Genomic DNA, 21,373 nt, shown 5'->3' with positions numbered 1-21,373 from the left:
AGGTACCTATGACACCCGAATACCGAATTCTTGTGATTAACCCAGGTTCAACATTGACCAAAATAGGTATTTTTGATAATGAAATTCCTTTGTTTGAAAAAGCAATTCGTCATGACGTCGACATGATCCAATCCTGTCTAGGAATCTCTGAACAATATGAGTTTCGAAAACAAACCATCCTGGAAACATTAGAATATGAGGGAATAAATATTTCAAAAATACATGCCGTTTGCGGACGAGGGGGATTACTTCGCCCGATAACTGGGGGAACTTATGCTGTCAATTCCTTGATGCTTGAAGACTTGAAGACTGGCTTTGCCGGGCAGCATGCTTCCAATTTAGGAGGAATACTTGCGTTCGAAATTGCTTCTGGGCTAAATATTCCATCTTTTATTGTAGACCCTGTTGTTGTTGATGAACTCGAGCCAATTGCTAGGATTTCTGGCCTTCCACTTGTGGAAAGGAAAAGTATTTTCCATGCATTAAATCAAAAGGCAGTTGCCAGAAGAATTGCAAAGCAGTTCAACAAAAAGTACGAGGACCTAAATTTCATAGTCATCCATATGGGTGGAGGAATCACTGTCGGAGCTCACAAGCTTGGAAAGGTAATCGATGTCAATAATGGCCTTCATGGTGAGGGGCCATTTAGCCCAGAGCGTGCCGGAACAGTACCTGTTGGTGATTTGATCACCTTATGTTTTTCAGGTGAATATGATCTTGAGGTAATGATGAAAAAACTTGTTGGTGCCGGTGGATTAGTTGGTTACTTAGGAACAAATGATACATTAAAGGTTGAAAGAATGATTAAAAATGGTAATGAAAAGGCTAAATTAATTTATTCGGCCATGGCTTATCAAGTTGCGAAGGAAATTGGTGCAGCTAGTGTAGTGTTAGCAGGTAAGGTTGACGCCATTATCCTTACAGGCGATCTTGCCTACGGAAAAGGCTTTGTCGCAGAAATTACCGAGAAAATAAACTGGATTGCTGATGTGATTGTAGAACCAGGTGAAAATGAACTCCAGTCTTTGGCTGAAGGTGCTTTACGTATTTTACGTGGTGAAGAGGAAGCGAAGGATTATCCAGGCGAATTAATGAAAAGTAACTTGCATTATAGATAGAGGAGGAAACCAAAAGTGGCTCAAGAATATGATTTGGTCATCCTTGGTGGTGGGACAGGTGGGTACGTAGCAGCAATTCGTGCTTCCCAACTCGGGTTAAAAACAGCCATCGTTGAAAAAGCGAAGTTGGGTGGAACGTGTTTACATTCTGGATGTATTCCTAGTAAAGCACTATTGAGGAGTGCTGAGGTTTTTGCCACCATGAAAAGAAGTGCCGATTTTGGAGTTTTTGCTAACGATATCACTTTTGATTTTTCAAAGGTACAAGAAAGAAAAAATAATATTGTTGCTGGTCTTCATAAAGGTGTACAGCATCTTATGAAACAAGGGAAAATCGATGTATATGAAGGGCTCGGGCGGATCCTTGGTCCCTCAATTTTTTCCCCGATGCCTGGCACGATTTCCGTTGAAATGAATAACGGGCAAGAAAATGAAATGCTCATTCCCAAAAATGTTTTAATTGCTACAGGTTCAAGACCTCGTTTGCTTCCTGGTTTAGAAGTGGATGGAACTTTTGTATTATCTTCAGATGAAGCTTTAGCGATGGTAACATTACCAAAAACAATCTTGATTGTCGGAGGTGGGGTTATTGGGATTGAGTGGGCCTCGATGCTCTCAGATTTTGGCGTTCTTGTGACTGTAATTGAGTTTGCCGATCAAATTATACCGACCGAAGATAAAGAGATATCAAAAGAAATGCAACGTTTAATGAAGAAAAAAGGTATTAAAATTGTAACGGGAGCAAAGGTTCTTTCTGAAAGTTTACAAAAGGATAATGGCGTTTCTGTTAGCGCTGAAGTAAAAGGCGAGATTAGACAATTCTCAGCCGAAAAGCTCCTTGTATCGGTAGGACGTCTTGCTAACGTAGAAGGAATAGGAATAGAAAATACCGAGATTCAAATTGATAAAGGTTATATAGCTACGAATCAATTTTTCCAAACGAAGGAATCTCATATTTATGCGATTGGTGATGTGATAGGCGGGCTCCAATTGGCTCATGTAGCTTCTGCTGAAGGGGTTATTGCGGTTGAGCATATTGCTGGACTAACTCCTACTCCGCTTGCATACAATCTAGTGCCAAAATGTATCTACAGTAAGCCTGAGGTAGCCAGTGTTGGACTTACCGAGGACGAAGCAAACAGCAAGGGACATCAAATAAAGATTGGCAAGTTTTCGTTTAGAGCAATTGGAAAGGCACTAGTTTTTGGGGAATCTGATGGGTTTGTAAAAATCATTGCAGAACAAGATACGAATGATATTTTAGGTGTTCATATGATTGGTCCACATGTCACTGATTTGATCTCAGAGGCAGGGCTGGCGATGGTATTAGATGCAACCCCTTGGGAGGTCTCAAAAGCCATCCATCCACACCCCACATTGTCAGAGGCTATATCAGAAGCCGCTTTGGCTGTTGATGGCAAGGCTATCCATTCATAATTATGGTGTAAACCAGATTAAGATTGGCTTTTTTAGTACAAAAATGAGTTATTAGGAGAGGAATTTGCTTGCCTCTCACATTTCCCGTTTGGAGGTTAATCATATGGGTGAAAATCGCCACCAAGCTTTAGGTTTAAGTGATGAGAAGGTTTTGGAAATGTATGAAACCATGCTGTTAGCTCGACGGATTGATGAACGAATGTGGCTACTGAATCGAGCTGGGAAAATACCATTTGTTATTTCGTGCCAAGGACAGGAGGCCGCACAAGTGGGTGCCGCTTTTGCCCTTGATAAAGAGCAAGATTATATCCTCCCATACTATCGAGATCTCGGAGTGGTATTGACATTTGGGATGACCACAAAGGAAATCATGCTGTCTGGATTTGCAAAAGCAGAAGATCCGAATTCAGGAGGTCGACAAATGCCAGGCCATTTTGGGCAAAAGAAAAATAGAATCGTTACTGGATCATCTCCCGTAACAACACAAGTTCCCCATGCTGTCGGAATCGCTCTTGCCGGAAAAATGGAAAAGAAGAATCTTGTCACGTTTGTGACCTTTGGAGAAGGTTCTTCAAACCAAGGGGATTTCCATGAAGGAGCAAATTTTGCAGCGGTTCACAAGTTACCAGTCATTTTCATGTGTGAAAATAATAAATATGCGATTTCCGTTCCGATTTCAAAACAAATGGCTTGCGAAAAGGTTTCTGACCGAGCAATTGGCTACGGTATGCCGGGATTTACGGTAAATGGGAATGATCCACTTGAGGTTTATCAAGTTGTAAAAGATGCATGCGACCGGGCGCGTCGCGGTGATGGACCTACCTTGGTTGAAACAGTCTCTTATCGCTTAACCCCTCATTCATCTGATGATGATGATCGTAGCTATCGTGCACAGGATGAAGTGGCAGAAGCTAAAACAAATGATCCAATCCTGACTTTTGGTGCCTATTTAAAAGAAGTAGGTATTTTGGATGATCAATTAGAAAAACAAATCAATGATCGTTTTTTAAAGATGATCAATGAGGCAACGGATTATGCGGAGCTCGCTCCGTACGCAGAGCCAGAAGAAGCCTTGAAATTTGTATATGGAATTGAGTAAGGGGGACCAATCATGGCAGTAATTTCTTATATAGATGCGGTTACTATGGCCATTCAAGAGGAAATGGAACGAGATTCGAAAGTTTTTGTCCTTGGTGAAGATGTTGGGAAAAAAGGCGGTGTCTTCAAAGCTACTCAAGGATTATATGAAAAATTTGGGGAAGAACGTGTGATTGATACACCACTTGCTGAATCAGCCATAGCCGGAGTTGGAATTGGTGCAGCGATGTATGGAATGCGACCGGTTGCCGAAATGCAGTTTGCTGATTTTATAATGCCCGCAGTCAATCAAATCATTTCAGAAGCAGCAAAAATTCGTTATCGATCCAACAATGACTGGAGCTGTCCACTGGTCATTCGTGCTCCTTATGGTGGCGGAATTCACGGTGCTCTTTACCACTCACAATCAGTAGAAGCAGTATTCGCAAATCAGCCGGGTTTGAAGATTGTAATGCCTTCAACTCCATATGATGTTAAGGGGTTACTTAAAGCAGCAATCCGTGACAATGATCCAGTCTTGTTTTTTGAACATAAACGGGCTTATCGCTTAATTAAAGGGGAAGTTCCTGAGACGGATTATACATTGCCGATTGGAAAAGCAGATGTGAAGCGGAAAGGTGATGATATCACTGTTATCACTTATGGTTTATGCGTCCACTTTGCCCTTCAAGCTGCCGAACGACTAGCGAGTGAAGGAATCTCTGCCCATATTTTAGATTTACGTACAGTATACCCTCTAGATCAGGAAGCCATTATCGAAGCTGCATCCAAAACTGGAAAAGTATTGCTTGTTACAGAGGACAATAAAGAAGGCAGCATAATAAGTGAAGTGGCTGCAATTATTGCCGAAAACTGTTTGTTTGAACTAGATGCTCCGATCAAACGACTGGCAGGTCCTGATATTCCGGCCATGCCATATGCACCTACAATGGAAAAATATTTTATGGTGAATCCTGATAAAGTTGAAATTGCTATGCGCGAACTGGCGGAGTATTAGAATAGAACCACTTGAAAAAGGAGGGTCATCCATTGGCACTAAAACAGATTAAGATGCCTCAGCTTGGCGAAAGCGTTACGGAAGGAACAATTAGTAAATGGCTCGTTTCTATTGGGGATCAAGTAAATAAATATGACCCCCTAGCAGAAGTCATGACCGATAAAGTTAATGCAGAAATCCCTTCATCTTTTGCCGGTGTTATCAAAGAATTAAGTGCTGCAGAAGGCGATACATTGTCTGTAGGAGAAATCATTTGTTTAATTGATGTTAATGATTCAGAGGTTATGTCGAAGGTAGGCCAAACTACTGCCTATCAAGCTCTTGGGGGGGCCCCGACTAATAATCAAGGGAATAAAACCCGTTATTCTCCTGCTGTCCTAAAGATGTCCCAGGAACATGGCATCGATTTAACGCAAGTCCAAGGAACTGGTGCAGAAGGCCGGATAAGCAGAAAAGATTTATTGAGGCTTATTGATTCAGGAATGATACCAAAGGCGGGAGAACCAACTCCATTCTCAGGTGCACGTCAAGAACAGGCTTTGCCACGCCAAGAATTAGAAACTACACAAAAGCAAACAGTTACAGTCCCATCCATTTCAGTTGCAGCAGGTGATCTCGAAATCCCCGTGACTGGAGTGCGAAAGGCCATTGCGGCCAACATGCTAAGAAGCAAGCATGAAGCACCACATGCATGGACGATGATCGAGGTCGATGTGACGACCTTAGTTGAGCTTCGGAATTCCTTGAAAGATGAGTTTAAGCAAAAAGAAAGTTTTAATTTAACCTTTTTTGCCTTTTTTGTTAAAGCGGTGGCACAATCGTTGAAGGAAGTCCCACAGATCAATTCAATGTGGGCTGGTGATAAAATCATACAAAAAAAAGATATCAATGTATCAATTGCGGTGGCAACAGATACGGCATTATTTGTGCCAGTCATTAAAAATGCTGATGAAAAAACAATCAAAGGAATTGCTCGAGAAATTTCCGAATATGCAAACAAAGCACGTTCAGGAAAATTAACCTCTGAAGAAATGCAAGGTGGGACGTTTACGGTAAACAACACTGGATCGTTTGGTTCAGTACAATCTATGGGTATAATCAATTACCCGCAGGCAGCGATTTTACAGGTTGAAACAATCATCAAACGCCCTGTTGTTCTGAACAATAATATGATCGCCATTCGCGATGTAGTTAATCTCTGTATGTCTCTTGATCATCGAGTATTAGACGGTCGGATTTGCGGACGTTTTTTACAGCGTGTAAAAGAAATTCTCGAAAATACAAATAAAGAGAACACCTTAATTTATTAACAAACAAAACCGTTGCCGTTAAGGTGACGGTTTTACTTATGATTTAAGGCTGACTCTGGATGAGTCAGCCTTAAATGAAGCACCTTCGATTCTACGACACGCATCCTTACCAGTGGTGGGCTTTCGCGTTACTTCTCAAAATGATGGTGGTTTGGGTATCTTTAGTTTCTCCGTTCACCTGTGATTTTGAACGTTTCCGCCGTGTCCAGTTGTGGTGAAAAAGCTCTGAGTGTGGATCTAAATGATCTTTATAGCTCATCAAATCACCTCGTAGGTAGGATACTTGAACCGTTGCAATATTCGATAAAGAATATCACACTTTTAGATTTTGTTAAAAAAGAAAAAGTATTCGTGGGAAACATTTTTTAGGCCTAAAGAATGCGGAATTAGTCGATTTATTTGGTATTTTCCCAAAACCATTATTTTACAACCGTGAAATAAAATGATTCTTTCTGAGTTTCTCACGTTGCCAGTTTTGTCAGGATATACTAAAATAATATGGGATGCTTGAATAATTAGAATTTTAATACTATTTTAGCTAAGTAAATAATTGGAGGGAGGGGAGGTTGTCCTTGAGACAGCCGGCTTATGAGTATAAGTAAAATGATCAATGAAGTTTTTCCCGCGGCAACTGCCGAACAATGGAAGCAAAAAGCCGAAGAGACCTTAAAAGGAAAACCTGTTGAGACACTAGGGAAGAGTACATACGAAGATATCAGGTTGAAACCGTTATATTCAAAAGAAGATTTGGAAAACCAAATCGTTTCCCAGTTTCCAGGATATCAGGATTACCGAAGAGGAATTAATCCACTAGGGTATGTGACAAGTGACTGGAAAGTTGCACAAACAATTACAGCAACAAATCCAGATGAATTAAAAGAGTTGCTTTTGTCCTCATTCCAAAAAGGGCAAACAGCTATTTCTTTTGAGGTATCAGAAAAGTTAATTTCAGAAATTTCCTCCATTTTAGCTGATATCGTTACCTCATACCCATTCAATGTAAATGCAAAGGAATTTCAAGCTGAATTATTGAAAGCGGTACAATCCTTAGCAGAAAAGTCTGATGGGAGACAAGAATTATCCGGATATATTGGGATGGATCCAATCGCTATCGCTGTTGAATCAGGTTCTGAAGTTGAAGGTGTTTACGAACAATGGGCAAACACGATTAGGGATACAACAGAAAGCTTCCCAAATCTAAAAACCATCTTAGTTGATACCACTCCTTACCACAATGGTGGAGCTAATGCTGTGCAGGAATTGGCTATCGCCTTAGCTACTGGTGTTGAGCACATAAGCAAATTAACAGAACAGGGACTTAGCTTGGAAACGGTTCTTGATAAAATGGTGTTTAAATTTGCAATCGGTTCCAACTTTTTTATGGAAATGGCTAAATTACGTGCCGCAAGATTACTGTGGAGCAAATTGACTGAAAGCTATGGAGCTACGCCTGAATTGCGAAAAATGGTGATTTCTGCTGAAACTTCTAAATTCACAAAAACAAAGTATGATCCATATGTGAATTTATTAAGAGCAGGAAATGAGGCATTTTCTGCTATCCTTGGTGGAATCCAATATTTGCATGTAAGTCCGTTCAACGAGCCTGAGGGTCAAGCGACTGCTTTTTCTGACAGGATTGCCCGCAATACTCAACTGATTATTAAAGAGGAAGCCCATTTGAAGAAGGTGGTCGATCCAGCCGGAGGTTCATGGTATATTGAATCATTGACCAATGAAGTTGCCCAAAAAGCATGGGATCTTTTCCTAGAAATAGATGCAAAAGGCGGAATTATTTCCACCCTACGCTCAAATTGGCTTCAGGAGCAAATTGCCGCGGTCAAAGAAAAGCGACAAAAAGATATATTCACACGAAAGCAAAGTATTATCGGAACCAATATATATGCAAATCTACAAGACCAGCCACTACAAGTTGCGGAAACTAAAATGAGTTCCAATGCTGAATTCGCTATCAAGCCAATTGCTCAAGAACGTTTGGCCCAGGGTTATGAAGAATTGCGTAGTCGTGCTGAACAATTAACTGAGCAAACAGGTAAAGGTCCAGCTGTTGGCTTGATTGCACTTGGTGCATTAAAACAGCATAAAGCTCGTGCGGATTTTATCACTGGTTTTGTTGCTCCTGGAGGGATCCAAACTGTAAAAAGTGAGGAAATCAATTCATTTGAAGATGCAGTAGCATTTGTAGAAAACACTCCATTAAAGCATTACTGTATTTGTGGAGGTAATGACCAATACAATGAAATTGTACTTGAATTGGTAACGAAGCTTAACAAACAATATCCAAATGTACAGCTATATTTAGCAGGAATCCCTGAAAATCAATCAGATTTTTCCGATGCTGGGGTTACTGATTGCATTACGCTAAAAAGTAATTGCTATGAGACACTCTCAAAGCTTCTAGATGAAATGGAGGTGGAATCAAAATGAAAAAACCAGATTTTAAATCAATAGAAATTTTACAGGACCAAGAAGTTTCAAAAAAAGAGTGGCAAGTTAAAGCAGAAGCAGAGGTTTCTAAATCTCTTGATGATCTGTTATTTGAAACAAATGAATATATCAAGCTTAAACCGCTTTATTCCAAAGATGATCTCGATGGCATGACGCATCTTGACGATAAACCAGGGATTGCGCCTTTCACTCGTGGACCCTATCCGACGATGTATGTAAATCGTCCATGGACAGTTCGACAGTATGCAGGTTTCTCAACCGCTGAGGAAAGTAATGCTTTCTATCGCCGGAATTTAGCGATGGGACAAAAAGGTCTTTCCGTTGCTTTTGACTTAGCAACTCACCGTGGTTATGATTCTGACCATCCGCGTGTAGAAGGTGATGTTGGTAAAGCCGGAGTAGCAATCGACTCGATCCTTGATATGAAAACATTATTTGACGGGATTCCACTCGATCAAATGTCTGTTTCTATGACCATGAACGGTGCAGTTTTACCAATTATGGCTTTCTATATTGTGACGGCTGAAGAGCAAGGAGTAAGCCAGGAGAAATTATCTGGTACGATTCAAAATGATATTTTAAAGGAATACATGGTTCGGAATACGTATATATATCCACCTGAAATGTCAATGAAAATTATTGCTGATATTTTTGAATATACGTCAAAATATATGCCTAAGTTTAACAGCATCAGTATTTCCGGCTATCATATGCAAGAAGCAGGGGCTCCTGCGGATATTGAGTTAGCTTACACTTTGGCTGATGGACTTGAATATGTAAGAACTGGTTTAAAAGCAGGAATTCCAATCGATAAATTTGCGCCTAGACTATCGTTCTTCTGGGCAATTGGCATGAACTACTTCATGGAAGTCGCAAAAATGCGTGCTGCACGTACTATTTGGGCGAAAATGATTCAAACGTTTGAACCTAAAAATGCCAAGTCACTTGCACTGAGAACACATTCGCAAACTTCCGGCTGGAGCTTAACAGAGCAGGATCCATTTAACAATGTCACTCGTACGCTTATTGAAGCTCACGCAGCGACAATGGGACATACTCAGTCACTCCATACAAATGCCTTGGATGAAGCGATTGCTCTTCCAACTGACTTTTCGGCACGGATTGCGCGAAATACGCAGTTATTTTTACAAGAAGAAGCAGGAGTTACCAATGTAATCGACCCATGGGGAGGCTCCTATTATGTGGAGGCCCTTACTGAGCAATTAGTTAAACGTGCTTGGGAGCATATCGAGGAAATTGAAAATCTTGGCGGAATGGCAAAAGCGATTGAAACTGGGCTTCCAAAAATGAAAATTGAAGAAGCTGCCGCCCGCAAACAAGCACAAATTGACTCAGGCAAAGAAATCATCATTGGGGTTAATCAACATCGCCTTGAAAAAGAAGAAGATATTGATATTTTAGAAGTTGATAATACCGCTGTTAGATTAAAACAGCTTGAAAAACTCGATTTGTTAAAGTCAACACGTGATGAGGAAGCGGTTCAAGAAGCACTTGCTGCTATTACTCGTGCTGCTGAAACAGGTGAGGGCAATTTATTGGAACTTGCAGTTAACGCTGCTAGACTAAGAGCGTCACTAGGGGAAATTTCCACCGCGATTGAAGTCGTTGCAAGCCGTCATAAGGCGATCATTCGCTCTATTAGCGGAGTTTATAGCACTGCTTTTTCAAATGAGGAGGAAATTTCCATTGTTAAGCGAATGACAGATGAATTCTTAGAAAATGAAGGAAGAAGACCTCGGATTCTTGTAGCTAAGTTAGGTCAAGATGGTCATGATCGTGGTGCCAAAGTTATCGCAACTGCCTTCAGTGATTTAGGCTACGACGTCGATATGGGTCCTCTATTCCAAACACCTGAGGAAACTGCTCGACAAGCAGTTGAAAACGATGTTCATGTCGTCGGCTTTAGTTCACTTGCAGCTGGACATAAGACATTGTTGCCACAGTTGGTTAATGAATTGAAAAAGCTTGGGCGTGAGGATATCCTTGTTGTAATCGGCGGGGTAATTCCGGCACAAGATTATGATTATTTATATGAACACGGAGCAGCAGCCATTTTTGGACCTGGTACCGTCATTCCGATTGCCGCGCAAAAAGTAATCGAAACGATTTATCAACGATTGGGCTATGAGGAAGTGGTAAAATAATGGGCGTGAACAAAAACACGGATAGGGATGAACCGGGAAATTTGAATCGTATGTCGAATTCCCCTCAAAAACGGTTCAGGAAACGGTCAGATGTTTTTGAACCTAGTGTCGAGGAGCTAGCCACCGGAGTCCGCTCTGGTGATAGGAGCATGCTAGCTCGTGCGATTACTCTCATTGAAAGTAACGCTGAGCATCATTTTCAAAAGGGACAGCAACTTTTACAAAGTCTACTTCCATATTCAGGCAATTCAATCCGTATCGGCATTACTGGTGTTCCTGGAGCTGGGAAAAGTACCCTCATTGAGGCCTTTGGCACATATTTATGTGAACAAGGGCATAAAGTTGCTGTACTGGCTGTTGATCCTAGCTCAAGCATTAGCGGTGGTAGTATATTAGGCGATAAAACGAGAATGGGAGAATTGGCCAATAACCCTCGTGCTTTTATACGCCCCTCTCCTTCACAAGGTAAGCTTGGAGGAGTACACCGCAAGACAAGGGAGACTCTTGCTTTATGTGAGGCTTCTGGTTTTGATGTTATCTTGATTGAAACAGTTGGTGTCGGTCAAAGTGAAGTAGTTGTCCGTAATATGGTTGATTTTTTCATGCTAATTGTTTTAACTGGAGCTGGGGACGAGCTTCAAGGAATGAAAAAAGGGATTATGGAGCTCGCTGATGCGATTGTTGTCAATAAAGCAGATGGGGCCAACAAACCACTTGCTGAAAAGACACGTCTTGAGTATATGCGGATTGTCCATTTTCTGTTGCCAGCAACGAAAGGCTGGGCAACAAAGGTGGCTACATGTTCTGCATTGAATGATGAAGGAATTAATGGGATTTGGGATATCATCTGTGATTTTGATCGTCAAACGAAGGAATCTGGTGTTTTTGATTCACGTAGACGGATTCAAACGAAAGAATGGATTTATGCGATGATCATAGATCAACTCCAATCTAGCTTTTTCCATCATCCAGAAGTCAAATTTTTATTACCAAAGGTGGAAAACGAGGTCATTTCCGGTGACCGAACCGTTACATCCGCGGTTGAAAGCTTGTTTAAAGTATATTTAGGTTAAAGGAAGAAAGGGTGGGTCCTGATCATTTGGGAGTCATCCTTTTTTTCAAGAACAATAGATTTGTCTAAAATAAAACCTGTTTGTTTGAATCATCGCATATGTATTGGTATCATATAAATACAATTAAAAACTTATTAACTAAGAGGAGAGCGATCCAATGAATATAGATTTTAACTTTTTCATGAATGATACGGTTCGTCAAGCACGTCAGGAAATCGTTGCAGCAGGTTATGAAGAACTTACTACACCTACAGCAGTCGATGAAGCCTTATCTAAAAAAGGGACCACCTTGGTTATGATAAATTCGGTTTGTGGTTGTGCTGGTGGCGTTGCGCGCCCTGCAGCAGCACATGCTCTTCATTATGATAAGCGTCCAGATCATTTGGTTACGGTATTTGCTGGTCAAGATAAGGAAGCGACAGAAAAAGCTCGCAGCTATTTCACTGGTTTCCCCCCATCCTCACCATCATTTGCCTTATTAAAGGATGGGAAAATCTTAACAATGGTTGAACGCCACGATATTGAAGGCTATGACCCAATGACCGTGGTCCAAAAAATTCAAAACACATTTGAACAGTATTGTGAGGAAGTATAAAAAAGATGGGGTCTCCCATCTTCAGATTGTCGAGAAAGGTTATTTTCTCGGCAATTTTTTATTTTGTCAGAACATTAGATGCTGATTTTTAATATAGGATTGTCTATGCTAAGGGACCTGTTGATCTCCGCTCCAGGTACTTCGCGCACCGTAGGGGCGGGCAGTGAGCCTCCTCGTCGCTAACGCTCCTGCGGGGGTCTCACCTGTCCCGCTGCTCCCGCAGGAGTCTTCGCACCTTCCGCTCCAATTAACAGGGGTAAATCAACCTTAAGAATTGCAACACACCTTTTCCAACCTGGCTATATGTGTTGCGATTTTTTCTTTCAAAGGCGGTTTTCACAAAGATTGTTGTTTTTCAAACAAATTTAAATGTTTTTACCTAGGAACCTTGGATTTTTGCACGATCTTCATTGGAATCACCTAAGCTGTCCGAATACGCCACTCATCTGGACCGCTTTAGAATTGGTCATCATAGCGACTCTTTGGTTCCTGTTTTTCCACGACTCTTGGATTTTGGTCATCATAGCGAATCTTTGGTTCCCGTTTTTCCGCGACTCTTGGATTTTGGGCATCATAACGGCTATTTAATTCCCTTTCTTTTTTTTGTATTTAATATCTACCTCAACAACGTCGCTGTTGTCCTTTTGAATTATCTGATAAAATAAAATAAGGAAAAGATAGATCATTTATTCAAAATTCATAAAAGAAATATTGGAGAGAAATATGGAATTTAAAATTGGGTATCGTACGATAAAGACTGCTGTCGGAACCTCTCTATCTATCATTCTTGCACAATCTTTAGGACTTCATAATTTCGTATCAGCAGGAATATTAACAATCCTGTGTATACAAGTAACCCGAAGAAAATCGCTAAGAGCTTCTTGGGACCGTTTATTAGCCTGTCTTCTAGCTATGTTATTTGCTTCGGTCTTTTTTGAGATTATCGCCTATCACCCTCTCGTTATCGGTCTACTACTACTATTTTTTATTCCCACCCTTGTGATGTGTAAAGCTCAAGCTGGAGTTGTTTCAAGCAGTGTCATCCTGCTCCATATCTATTCGGCAGGGAAAATTTCATTAGATATCATTTCCAATGAGTTTGGAATCATCATCATCGGAATTGGTGTAGCCTTGATCATGAACCTCTATATGCCAAGTGTTGACCTAAAACTAGATGTCTATCAAGAGAAAATTGAAGAAAAGTTTAAAAAGATATTTATGGAAATTGTTCATTATTTAAGAACAAATGAAAGTGATTGGGATGGAAAAGAAATTACTGAAGTAGCAAAATTGATTGATGAAGCAAAAATTTTGGCGTTTCGTGATGTCGAAAACCGCTTGTTGAAACAGGAAAATATTTACTATCATTATTTCAGAATAAGGGAGAAACAGTTCGAAATAATTGAACGGGTTTTGCCAATTGTTACCTCGATTGAACATATGGTAAGGCAACGTGAAATCATTGCTAACTTCATGGAGGAATTAGCGGAAGGGATTAATCCCGGTAACAGAACTTATTTTTATTTAGAAAAATTAATGAACATGAAACGTGAGTTTGAGAATATGGAAATGCCAAAGTCAAGAGAAGAATTTGAGGCAAGGTCGGCATTATTACATTTCACGAATGAAATGGAACGATATTTAATTATCAAAAGTACATTTAAAGGGCTAGAAAAAAATAGTAAAGCGAATCGAAAGCGGACAACTGAAACAAACTAACTGTAAAAACACCATAAGCAGGTGATTGGATGGTTCAGTTTATTTCCGCTTTCCTTTTTACACTCGCGTTTTCACCTCTATGGCCGTTAGGTACTAACCCAATAGTTGGTGATCCATTTGTGATTGTTAACAAACAGACTAACCAAATTGCATTAGTCGATGAAAATAGAGTACAAACAGTTGTTGGTGTCGCAACCGGAATAACGAATGATTTGACTCCAGAGGGTCTGTTTACTGTTACCGTGAAGGCGATTAATCCCTATTATCGAAAGAAGAATATATACGGTGGTGACCCTAATAATCCATTAGGGACGATATGGGTTGGGTTTGACGCAAGAGGTACAGATGGGCGGATTTATGGATTGCACGGTACAAATCACCCTGAATCGATCGGACGTTACGTTTCTCAGGGCTGTATTCGACTACAAAATGAAGCGATTGAATCTTTGTATGAATATATCCCGCTTGGAACAAAAATATTAATTTTATCAACAAAAAAAGATTTTGAACAATTAGCAAGAGAATATGGGGCTATGGATTAGCAAAAGCGGAATCTGTCCAATTAATCCCCCAAAAAATAAGGCTGTGTTAAAGCTCAATGTTGATTTTTTGCAAATGTTGATTGGAGTGGAAGGTGCGAAGACTCCTGCGGGAGCAGCGGGACAGGTGAGACCCCCACAGGCGCTGTAGCGCCGAGGAGGCTTACCGCCCGCCCCTAAGGTGCGCGAGCGCCTGGAACGGAAATCAACATTCTAGTTTAACACCGGCAAAATAAAAAGAGGCTGGCTCATCATTTGAGTCAGCCTCTTAAATTATCTAGTTTATAGAAATCTTGAAAGACCTAATAGGAGGGTAGAAGCAAGCATAGCACCAAGCATTAGCATAACAATTACTTTTCTAGCTTTTCGGTTTCCCAATGTAAAATCCTCCTTCCAAAAACTAACGAACCTACACTATTCATTTTACAAAAAAAAAATCATTTCAACAAATGAAAAATTTATGAAGGATTTTTGACAAATTAGTAGAATATTTTATATTATTATATTATTCTGAAGAGAGCATGGTGGAGGAAAATGGTGAAAAAGGTCGACCATATTGGGATCGCAGTAAAATCTTTAGAGCAAAGCTTGTCATTTTATACAGAAATTCTTCGTTTGCCATTAATTCAAATTGAAGAAGTTCCTAGTCAAAAAGTGAAAGTTGCCTTTATTCAAGTTGGAGAAACCAATATAGAGTTGCTCGAACCAACAGCTGAAGACAGTCCAATTGCAAAATTTATCGAAAAACGGGGGGAAGGAATCCATCATATCGCTCTTGGGGTTGGTTCTATTCAAGAGAGAATCATGGAAGTTAAAGAAAAAGGGGTAAGAATGATTGACAATGAACCAAAGACAGGGGCACATGGAGCAAAAGTAGCATTTATGCATCCAAAATCAACGGGAGGGATATTATATGAGTTCTGTGAAAAGCAAGGAAGTAACGAACATGCCTGATATTTATGAAAAAATTTATGAACTTTATGATTTAAAAAGAGAAATAGAATTAGGTGGCGGAGATGCCCGCATTGCGAAACAACATGAAAAAGGCAAGTTAACAGCAAGGGAAAGAATTGAGTTATTAGTTGATCCAGGAACATTTGTAGAACTAAATGCTTTTATTGAACATCGTAGTTTGGATTTTGGTCTTGAAAATTTAAAAGGACCAGGTGATGGAGTTGTAACCGGGTATGGCAAAATAAACGGACGTCCAATCTATCTATTCTCTCAAGACTTTACCGTGTTTGGTGGAGCATTGGGTGAAATGCATGCGATGAAGATTGCTAATGTAATGGACCTTGCTGCAAAAAATGGAGCACCGTTCGTTGGTTTAAATGATTCCGGTGGTGCACGGATTCAAGAGGGTGTTGTTTCACTAGATGGGTACGGACAAATATTCTACCGTAACGCCATTTATTCTGGTGTGATTCCACAAATTTCTGTAATCTTAGGACCATGTGCAGGCGGTGCAGTTTATTCACCAGCCATTACTGATTTTGTTTTCATGGTTGAGAAAACAAGCCAAATGTTTATCACTGGACCAAAAGTAATTGAAACCGTTACCGCAGAAAAAATATCAGCTGAAAACCTAGGTGGGGCTAAAGTACATAGTACCATTAGCGGAAATTGTCATTATCATGCGGAAACAGAAGCAGAGGTTATCCAAGCTGTTAGAGATGTACTAAGTTATCTTCCTAACAATTGTAATGAGATGCCACCTCGGTTAGAACCAAGTGAAGATGATGATTACCGCCCTGAATTAACTGAAGTAGTGCCTATCAATGCCACCAAGCCTTATGATGTCCGTGCTGTTATACAACAGGTTGTGGATTCTGAATCTTTTATGGAAATACACAAAGATTTTGCCAGAAATATTGTAGTTGGTTTTGCGAGAATTAAAGGAGAACCCGTCGGTTTAGTCTGTAACCAGCCTAAATTTATGGCAGGAGGGCTTGATATCGATTCTTCAGATAAAGCCGCTCGCTTTATCCGCTTGTGTGACTCTTTCAACGTACCAATCATTACTTTTGAAGACGTAACGGGGTTCTTCCCTGGAGTTAAACAAGAACATGGTGGAATCATTCGTCACGGAGCAAAAATTCTTTATGCTTATTCTGAAGCAACTGTACCAAAACTTACTGTTATCACAAGAAAAGCATACGGTGGCGCCTATGTTGCATTAAACAGTAAATCAATTGGTGCTGATTTAGTTTTTGCATGGCCAAATGCGGAAATCGCTGTTATGGGACCTCAAGGTGCTGCAAACATTATCTTTGCTCGTGAAATTGCAAACAGTCCAGATCCAGAAGCTACTCGTGCTGCAAAAATCGAAGAGTATCGTGAGAAGTTTGCCAACCCTTATGTTGCTGCAAGCCGCGGGATGGTTGATGATGTTATCGATCCTCGTGAAACAAGAATCAAATTGATTCAAGCACTTGAAATGCTTCGTAATAAAGAGGAAAAAAGACCAAAGAAAAAACACGGAAATATACCTTTATAAAACGAAAAGCGTAAGCGCCCGGTTAGCGCACGATAGGACTGGAGCACACCGACTGAGATAAAGGAAACACTACGAGCGGTAGCGATTAGATGTTGACGCAATCGTTGCGGAGGTGGGTGAAGTCCACTAGTCGCTGGGTGCTGGAGCTAGACACTAATAGTATAACAATACAAAAACACAAACGGACCTTGTTCCGTTTGTGTTTTTGTATATTTGCTCAAGAAATAGCATAAGGGTATACTTAGGTAGTGATTACTACAGTATAGTATGGAGGTTTCCAGGATGATCATTAATCAAGAACGATTACTTAATGAATTTTTAGAACTCGTCCAAATTGATTCAGAAACGAAGTTCGAAACAGAAATAGCTAAAGTGCTAAAAGCAAAATTCACCCAATTAGGGGTCGATGTATTCGAAGACGATACAACTTCAATCACTGGACATGGAGCTGGTAACCTTATTTGTACCTTAAAGGGGACCAAAGAAGGAGTTGATACAATCTATTTCACCTCCCATATGGATACGGTTGTTCCTGGTAACGGGGTAAAACCAAGTATTAAGGACGGTTATGTGGTTACCGATGGAACGACGATTTTAGGTGCTGATGATAAAACAGGGCTTGCTGTCATGCTTGAGACTGTTCGACTTTTAAAAGAACAAAATATACCACATGGAACGATTCAATTTATCATTACCGTTGGTGAAGAGTCAGGTTTACACGGGTCAAAAGCGCTAGACCGGAATCTAATTACTGCAAAATATGGTTATGCTCTAGACAGTGATGGGAAAGTAGGAAACATTATCGTCGCTGCACCTACGCAAGCAAAAATCACGGCCGTTATCCACGGGAAAACAGCTCATGCTGGAGTGGCGCCTGAAAAAGGAATTTCCGCGATTACCATTGCAGCAAAAGCAGTTGCAAGAATGTCGCTTGGAAGAATTGATGAAGAAACCACTGCTAATATCGGTCGTTTCGAAGGTGGGAAACAAACAAATATTGTCGCTGATCGCGTTGATATTTTAGCAGAGGCTCGGTCGCTTATCCCTGAAAAAATGGAAAAGCAAGCTCAGAAAATGAAAGAAGCGTTCGAAAGTGCAGCTTCTGAAATGGGTGGAACGGCTGAAGTGACAATTGATGTGATGTATCCAGGCTTTAAATTCGGAGCAGGAGATCATGTTGTAGAAGTAGCTCGAAAAGCAGCAGAAAAAATAGGACGTAATTGTGAATTGCTTCATAGTGGTGGTGGAAGTGATGCAAACGTGATCGCAGGCTTCGGAATCCCTACCGTGAATCTTGCAGTTGGGTATGAGGAAATACATACAACAAACGAACGGATGTCAGTTGAAGAGCTTTATAAATTAGCTGAGATGACGATTGCCATTATTGAAGAGGTTTCAGCCAGTTAATTTTTTTCTATGAAAGAGAGGGGGGGCGAAGACGTTTCGCTCTCCTTTCCTGTTTTGTTATAATTTAAATACAGAATTCCAGCAAAGTGAGGTGGTTTTTATGAAGGAAATGTATCCGAAAAACGGAAGAGTTATTTTGCACGTTGATATGAACAGCTTCTATGCTTCTGTGGAAATGGCACATGATCCTTCATTAAAAGGAAAACCATTAGCCATTGCTGGAAATGTAGAAGAACGCCGCGGTATCATTGTGACCTGTAGCTATGAAGCAAGAAAATTCGGTGTGAAAACAACGATGCCATTATGGCAGGCAAAAAAGCTTTGTCCACAGATTATTGTGCGAAAGCCTAATTTTGATCGGTATCGTGCAGCTTCCACGAGTATGTTTGATATTTTGCGGCGCTACTCCCAATTGGTTGAGCCTGTTTCGATTGATGAAGGTTATATGGACATTACTGATAGCTATGAGCTTGGATCTCCCCTGCAAATTGCTGAGTCGATTCAAGAGGTCCTTTTGAAGGAATTAGACATACCCTGCAGTATTGGCATTGCTCCAAATAAGTTTTTGGCGAAAATGGCTTCTGATATGAAAAAGCCCTTGGGTATCACAATCTTGAGGAAACGGGATATTTCTTCTGTCCTTTGGCCAATGGAAGCGGGCGAGATGCATGGTGTTGGTAAAAAAACGGCAGAAAAGTTAGCGCCTTTGGGCATTCTAACAATTGGTGATTTAGCAAAAGCTAATGATATTCAGTTAAAAGCATTATTAGGAATAAATGGGTTAAGATTAAAGGATCGGGCAAATGGTGTGGATAAACGAACTGTAAATCCTGAGTCAGTCTATGATTTTAAAAGTATTGGAAATTCAACCACACTGGCAAAGGATGTTTCCAATCAGCATTTACTTTTTCAAGTAATTGAAGGGTTAGTTGAAAAAGTAACCCAAAGATTAAAAAGAAAAAAAGTGCTTGCCCAAACGATAAGTGTGACCATCCGTTATAAAGATCGAAAAACGATAACACGCAGTAAAAAGCTGACAAATCCTATTGGAAGCTCTGAAGATATTAATGCAGCCGCCAAAAGGTTGTTTCTCAAGCATTGGAATGGGGAACCGATAAGGCTCTTAGGTGTAACAGGAACCGATCTATTGGAGCAGGATGATGCTATTAAACAGCTTGACCTGTTTTCATTTGAACAGGAAGCCAAAAAAGAACCTCTGTACCATACAATGGAAATGCTTCGGGAAAAATACGGGAAGCATATTATTGAAAAAGCAGGAGATTTGGCAGACCATCAAAAGAGCACGCCCACAATCGGGACAGACACAAGTTTTAACAAGGATTTTCTACAAACTTCTTCTCGGTCATGGAAAAAAAATCACGATAAAAAAGAAATTGAATAAGTCGTTTATTTTCCCCCTGATTTTATAAAAATAAAAGAAGTAGGTTGAATAGTTGAATCTATACTTGAATCTTGCTAAAGTATAGGTTGCATGCAATTTAGGAATAAGTGCTAGAAGGGACGTTAAATCATGAGTAAACAACAAATTGGTGTAATTGGTTTAGCTGTAATGGGCAAAAACCTTGCAATGAACATCGAAAGTAGAGGATATACGGTTTCAGTATACAATCGTTCCCGTGAAAAAACAGACGAGATGTTAGCTGAAGTGGCGGGGAAGAATATTGTAGGTACATACTCTCCTGAAGAATTTGTACAATCTTTAGAAAAACCCCGTAAAATTCTCTTAATGGTCAAAGCAGGTGCAGCTACTGATGCAACAATCGAGCAGTTAAAACCATTGCTTGATAAAGGTGATATCGTCATTGATGGAGGAAATACCTTCTTTGTCGATACTCAGCGTCGAAATAAGGAATTAAGTGCCCTTGGCATTCACTTTATTGGAACAGGGGTTTCTGGAGGAGAAGAAGGTGCTTTACGTGGACCTTCAATCATGCCAGGAGGCCAAAAGGAAGCACATGAGCTTGTTGCTCCTATTTTTGAAGCCATTTCCGCAAAAGTAGATGGCGAACCTTGTACGACTTATATTGGTCCTGATGGAGCCGGTCATTATGTGAAAATGGTTCACAATGGAATTGAATATGGAGATATGCAATTAATTTCTGAAGCCTATTTTCTTTTGAAAAATACTTTAGGATTAAGCGCGTCTGAGTTTCACTCGGTTTTTGCTGAGTGGAATAAAGGTGAGTTAGATAGCTACTTAATTGAGATCACTGCAGATATTTTCACCAAAGTCGATGAGGAAACTGGAAAGCCACTTGTTGATTTAATTCTCGATACTGCTGGCCAAAAAGGTACTGGTAAATGGACAAGCCAAAGTGCTTTGGATTTAGGTGTGCCATTACCAATTATTACTGAATCCGTATTTGCTCGGTTTATTTCAGCGATGAAGGATGAACGCATTGCTGCCAGTAAGCTATTAAAAGGACCGAAAACAAATGGATTTACTGGAGATAAGCAAGCATTTATTGAAGCGGTTCGTAAAGCATTGTACATGAGTAAAATTTGTTCCTATGCACAAGGTTTTGCGCAAATGCGGTCTGCGTCTGAGGAATATAATTGGGATCTTCGCTACGGCGATATTTCGATGATCTTCCGAGGCGGTTGTATCATTCGCGCTCAATTCTTACAAAAAATTAAGGATGCATATGATCTTGACCCAGGTCTAAAGAACTTATTGCTTGATCCGTATTTCAACGAAATCGTCGGAAGCTATCAGGATGCCCTTCGTGAAATTATCGGAGTGGCTGTACAAAACGGTATTCCGGTTCCGTGTTTCTCTGCGGCATTGTCTTATTATGATAGCTACAGAATGGAAACTTTACCGGCCAATCTTTTGCAGGCACAACGTGATTATTTTGGTGCTCACACGTACCAACGGATTGATAAAGAAGGTATCTTCCATACTGAATGGATGGATAAATAGTAATAACG

Annotated in this window: 18 protein-coding genes; 16 read left to right on the top strand and 2 right to left on the bottom strand. The window is 40.3% G+C overall.

Translation table 11 applies throughout. From position 1 onward, the window contains the following. The first annotated feature begins 8 nt into the window (after positions 1-8). The 5 genes from buk to B1NLA3E_RS15965 all read left to right on the top strand — a co-directional run bounded on the left by buk (position 9) and on the right by B1NLA3E_RS15965 (position 5,960). Positions 9-1,118: a butyrate kinase gene (gene buk, locus B1NLA3E_RS15985; RefSeq protein ID WP_015594875.1), complete on the top strand. Its 1,110-nt coding sequence runs from the start codon at positions 9-11 to the stop codon at positions 1,116-1,118. Between the two features lie 15 nt (positions 1,119-1,133). Beyond that, positions 1,134-2,555, top strand: coding sequence for a dihydrolipoyl dehydrogenase (gene lpdA / locus B1NLA3E_RS15980; RefSeq protein WP_015594874.1), 1,422 nt, complete (start codon positions 1,134-1,136; stop codon positions 2,553-2,555). Between the two features lie 103 nt (positions 2,556-2,658). Further along, positions 2,659-3,654, top strand: coding sequence for a thiamine pyrophosphate-dependent dehydrogenase E1 component subunit alpha (locus tag B1NLA3E_RS15975; protein WP_015594873.1), 996 nt, complete (start codon positions 2,659-2,661; stop codon positions 3,652-3,654). 12 nt (positions 3,655-3,666) lie between these two features. After that, positions 3,667-4,650 (top strand): alpha-ketoacid dehydrogenase subunit beta, encoded by a 984-nt coding sequence (locus B1NLA3E_RS15970; protein ID WP_015594872.1) that lies wholly within the window; start codon positions 3,667-3,669, stop codon positions 4,648-4,650. Positions 4,651-4,703: 53 nt separating this feature from the next. Next, positions 4,704-5,960: a dihydrolipoamide acetyltransferase family protein gene (locus B1NLA3E_RS15965; RefSeq protein ID WP_442852668.1), complete on the top strand. Its 1,257-nt coding sequence runs from the start codon at positions 4,704-4,706 to the stop codon at positions 5,958-5,960. Between the two features lie 106 nt (positions 5,961-6,066). Here the strand turns inward: B1NLA3E_RS15965 and B1NLA3E_RS24210 are convergent, their stop codons facing one another. Next, positions 6,067-6,219 carry a YpzG family protein gene (locus B1NLA3E_RS24210; protein ID WP_015594870.1) on the bottom strand — a complete coding sequence of 51 codons (153 nt, stop codon included), beginning with the start codon at positions 6,217-6,219 and terminating at the stop codon, positions 6,067-6,069. Between the two features lie 344 nt (positions 6,220-6,563). On the opposite strand from B1NLA3E_RS24210, the gene B1NLA3E_RS15960 reads away from it, so the two are divergent. The 6 genes from B1NLA3E_RS15960 (at position 6,564) to B1NLA3E_RS15935 (ending at position 14,520) form a co-directional block, all read left to right on the top strand. After that, positions 6,564-8,405: a methylmalonyl-CoA mutase subunit beta gene (locus B1NLA3E_RS15960; protein WP_236619582.1), complete on the top strand. Its 1,842-nt coding sequence runs from the start codon at positions 6,564-6,566 to the stop codon at positions 8,403-8,405. Beyond that, a complete protein-coding gene (gene scpA / locus B1NLA3E_RS15955) occupies positions 8,402-10,591 on the top strand; it encodes a methylmalonyl-CoA mutase (protein ID WP_015594868.1) in 2,190 nt (729 codons plus the stop codon). The genes B1NLA3E_RS15960 and scpA overlap by 4 nt, the downstream gene beginning before the upstream one ends. Positions 10,592-10,641: 50 nt before the next feature. Then, a complete protein-coding gene (gene meaB, locus B1NLA3E_RS15950) occupies positions 10,642-11,664 on the top strand; it encodes a methylmalonyl Co-A mutase-associated GTPase MeaB (RefSeq protein ID WP_041581155.1) in 1,023 nt (340 codons plus the stop codon). Between the two features lie 157 nt (positions 11,665-11,821). Continuing rightward, a complete protein-coding gene (locus B1NLA3E_RS15945) occupies positions 11,822-12,259 on the top strand; it encodes a BrxA/BrxB family bacilliredoxin (RefSeq protein ID WP_015594866.1) in 438 nt (145 codons plus the stop codon). Positions 12,260-12,982: 723 nt separating this feature from the next. After that, positions 12,983-13,978 (top strand): aromatic acid exporter family protein, encoded by a 996-nt coding sequence (locus tag B1NLA3E_RS15940; protein ID WP_015594865.1) that lies wholly within the window; start codon positions 12,983-12,985, stop codon positions 13,976-13,978. 29 nt (positions 13,979-14,007) lie between these two features. Continuing rightward, positions 14,008-14,520 (top strand): L,D-transpeptidase, encoded by a 513-nt coding sequence (locus tag B1NLA3E_RS15935; RefSeq protein ID WP_015594864.1) that lies wholly within the window; start codon positions 14,008-14,010, stop codon positions 14,518-14,520. Between the two features lie 279 nt (positions 14,521-14,799). Here B1NLA3E_RS15935 and prli42 read toward each other — a convergent pair whose 3' ends face one another. Continuing rightward, on the bottom strand, positions 14,800-14,895 hold the full coding sequence (prli42, locus tag B1NLA3E_RS25395; protein WP_187292111.1) for a stressosome-associated protein Prli42: 96 nt from the start codon (positions 14,893-14,895) through the stop codon (positions 14,800-14,802). A 156-nt stretch (positions 14,896-15,051) separates the two neighbouring features. Between prli42 and mce the strand changes: the two genes are divergently transcribed. From mce to gndA, 5 genes are all read left to right on the top strand, one after another. Beyond that, positions 15,052-15,471, top strand: a complete 420-nt coding sequence (gene mce / locus B1NLA3E_RS15930; RefSeq protein ID WP_015594863.1) for a methylmalonyl-CoA epimerase — start codon at positions 15,052-15,054, stop codon at positions 15,469-15,471. After that, complete coding sequence (locus B1NLA3E_RS15925) at positions 15,464-17,014, top strand: acyl-CoA carboxylase subunit beta (protein ID WP_015594862.1); 1,551 nt, start codon at positions 15,464-15,466, stop codon at positions 17,012-17,014. The genes mce and B1NLA3E_RS15925 overlap by 8 nt, the downstream gene beginning before the upstream one ends. A 285-nt stretch (positions 17,015-17,299) precedes the next feature. Next, on the top strand, positions 17,300-18,421 hold the full coding sequence (locus tag B1NLA3E_RS15920) for a M20/M25/M40 family metallo-hydrolase (protein ID WP_041581154.1): 1,122 nt from the start codon (positions 17,300-17,302) through the stop codon (positions 18,419-18,421). 100 nt (positions 18,422-18,521) lie between these two features. Then, complete coding sequence (locus tag B1NLA3E_RS15915) at positions 18,522-19,823, top strand: DNA polymerase IV (protein WP_015594860.1); 1,302 nt, start codon at positions 18,522-18,524, stop codon at positions 19,821-19,823. Between the two features lie 129 nt (positions 19,824-19,952). Continuing rightward, complete coding sequence (gene gndA / locus B1NLA3E_RS15910; protein ID WP_015594859.1) at positions 19,953-21,365, top strand: NADP-dependent phosphogluconate dehydrogenase; 1,413 nt, start codon at positions 19,953-19,955, stop codon at positions 21,363-21,365. The last annotated feature ends 8 nt before the right edge of the window (positions 21,366-21,373 follow it).

The organism is Bacillus sp. 1NLA3E, assembly GCF_000242895.2.
In the GTDB taxonomy this organism is placed as follows: Bacteria; Bacillota; Bacilli; order Bacillales; family Cytobacillaceae; genus Bacillus_BU.
The sequence above is the reverse complement of the archived record's forward strand: the minus strand, read 5'-3'. Positions and strand labels throughout refer to the sequence as shown.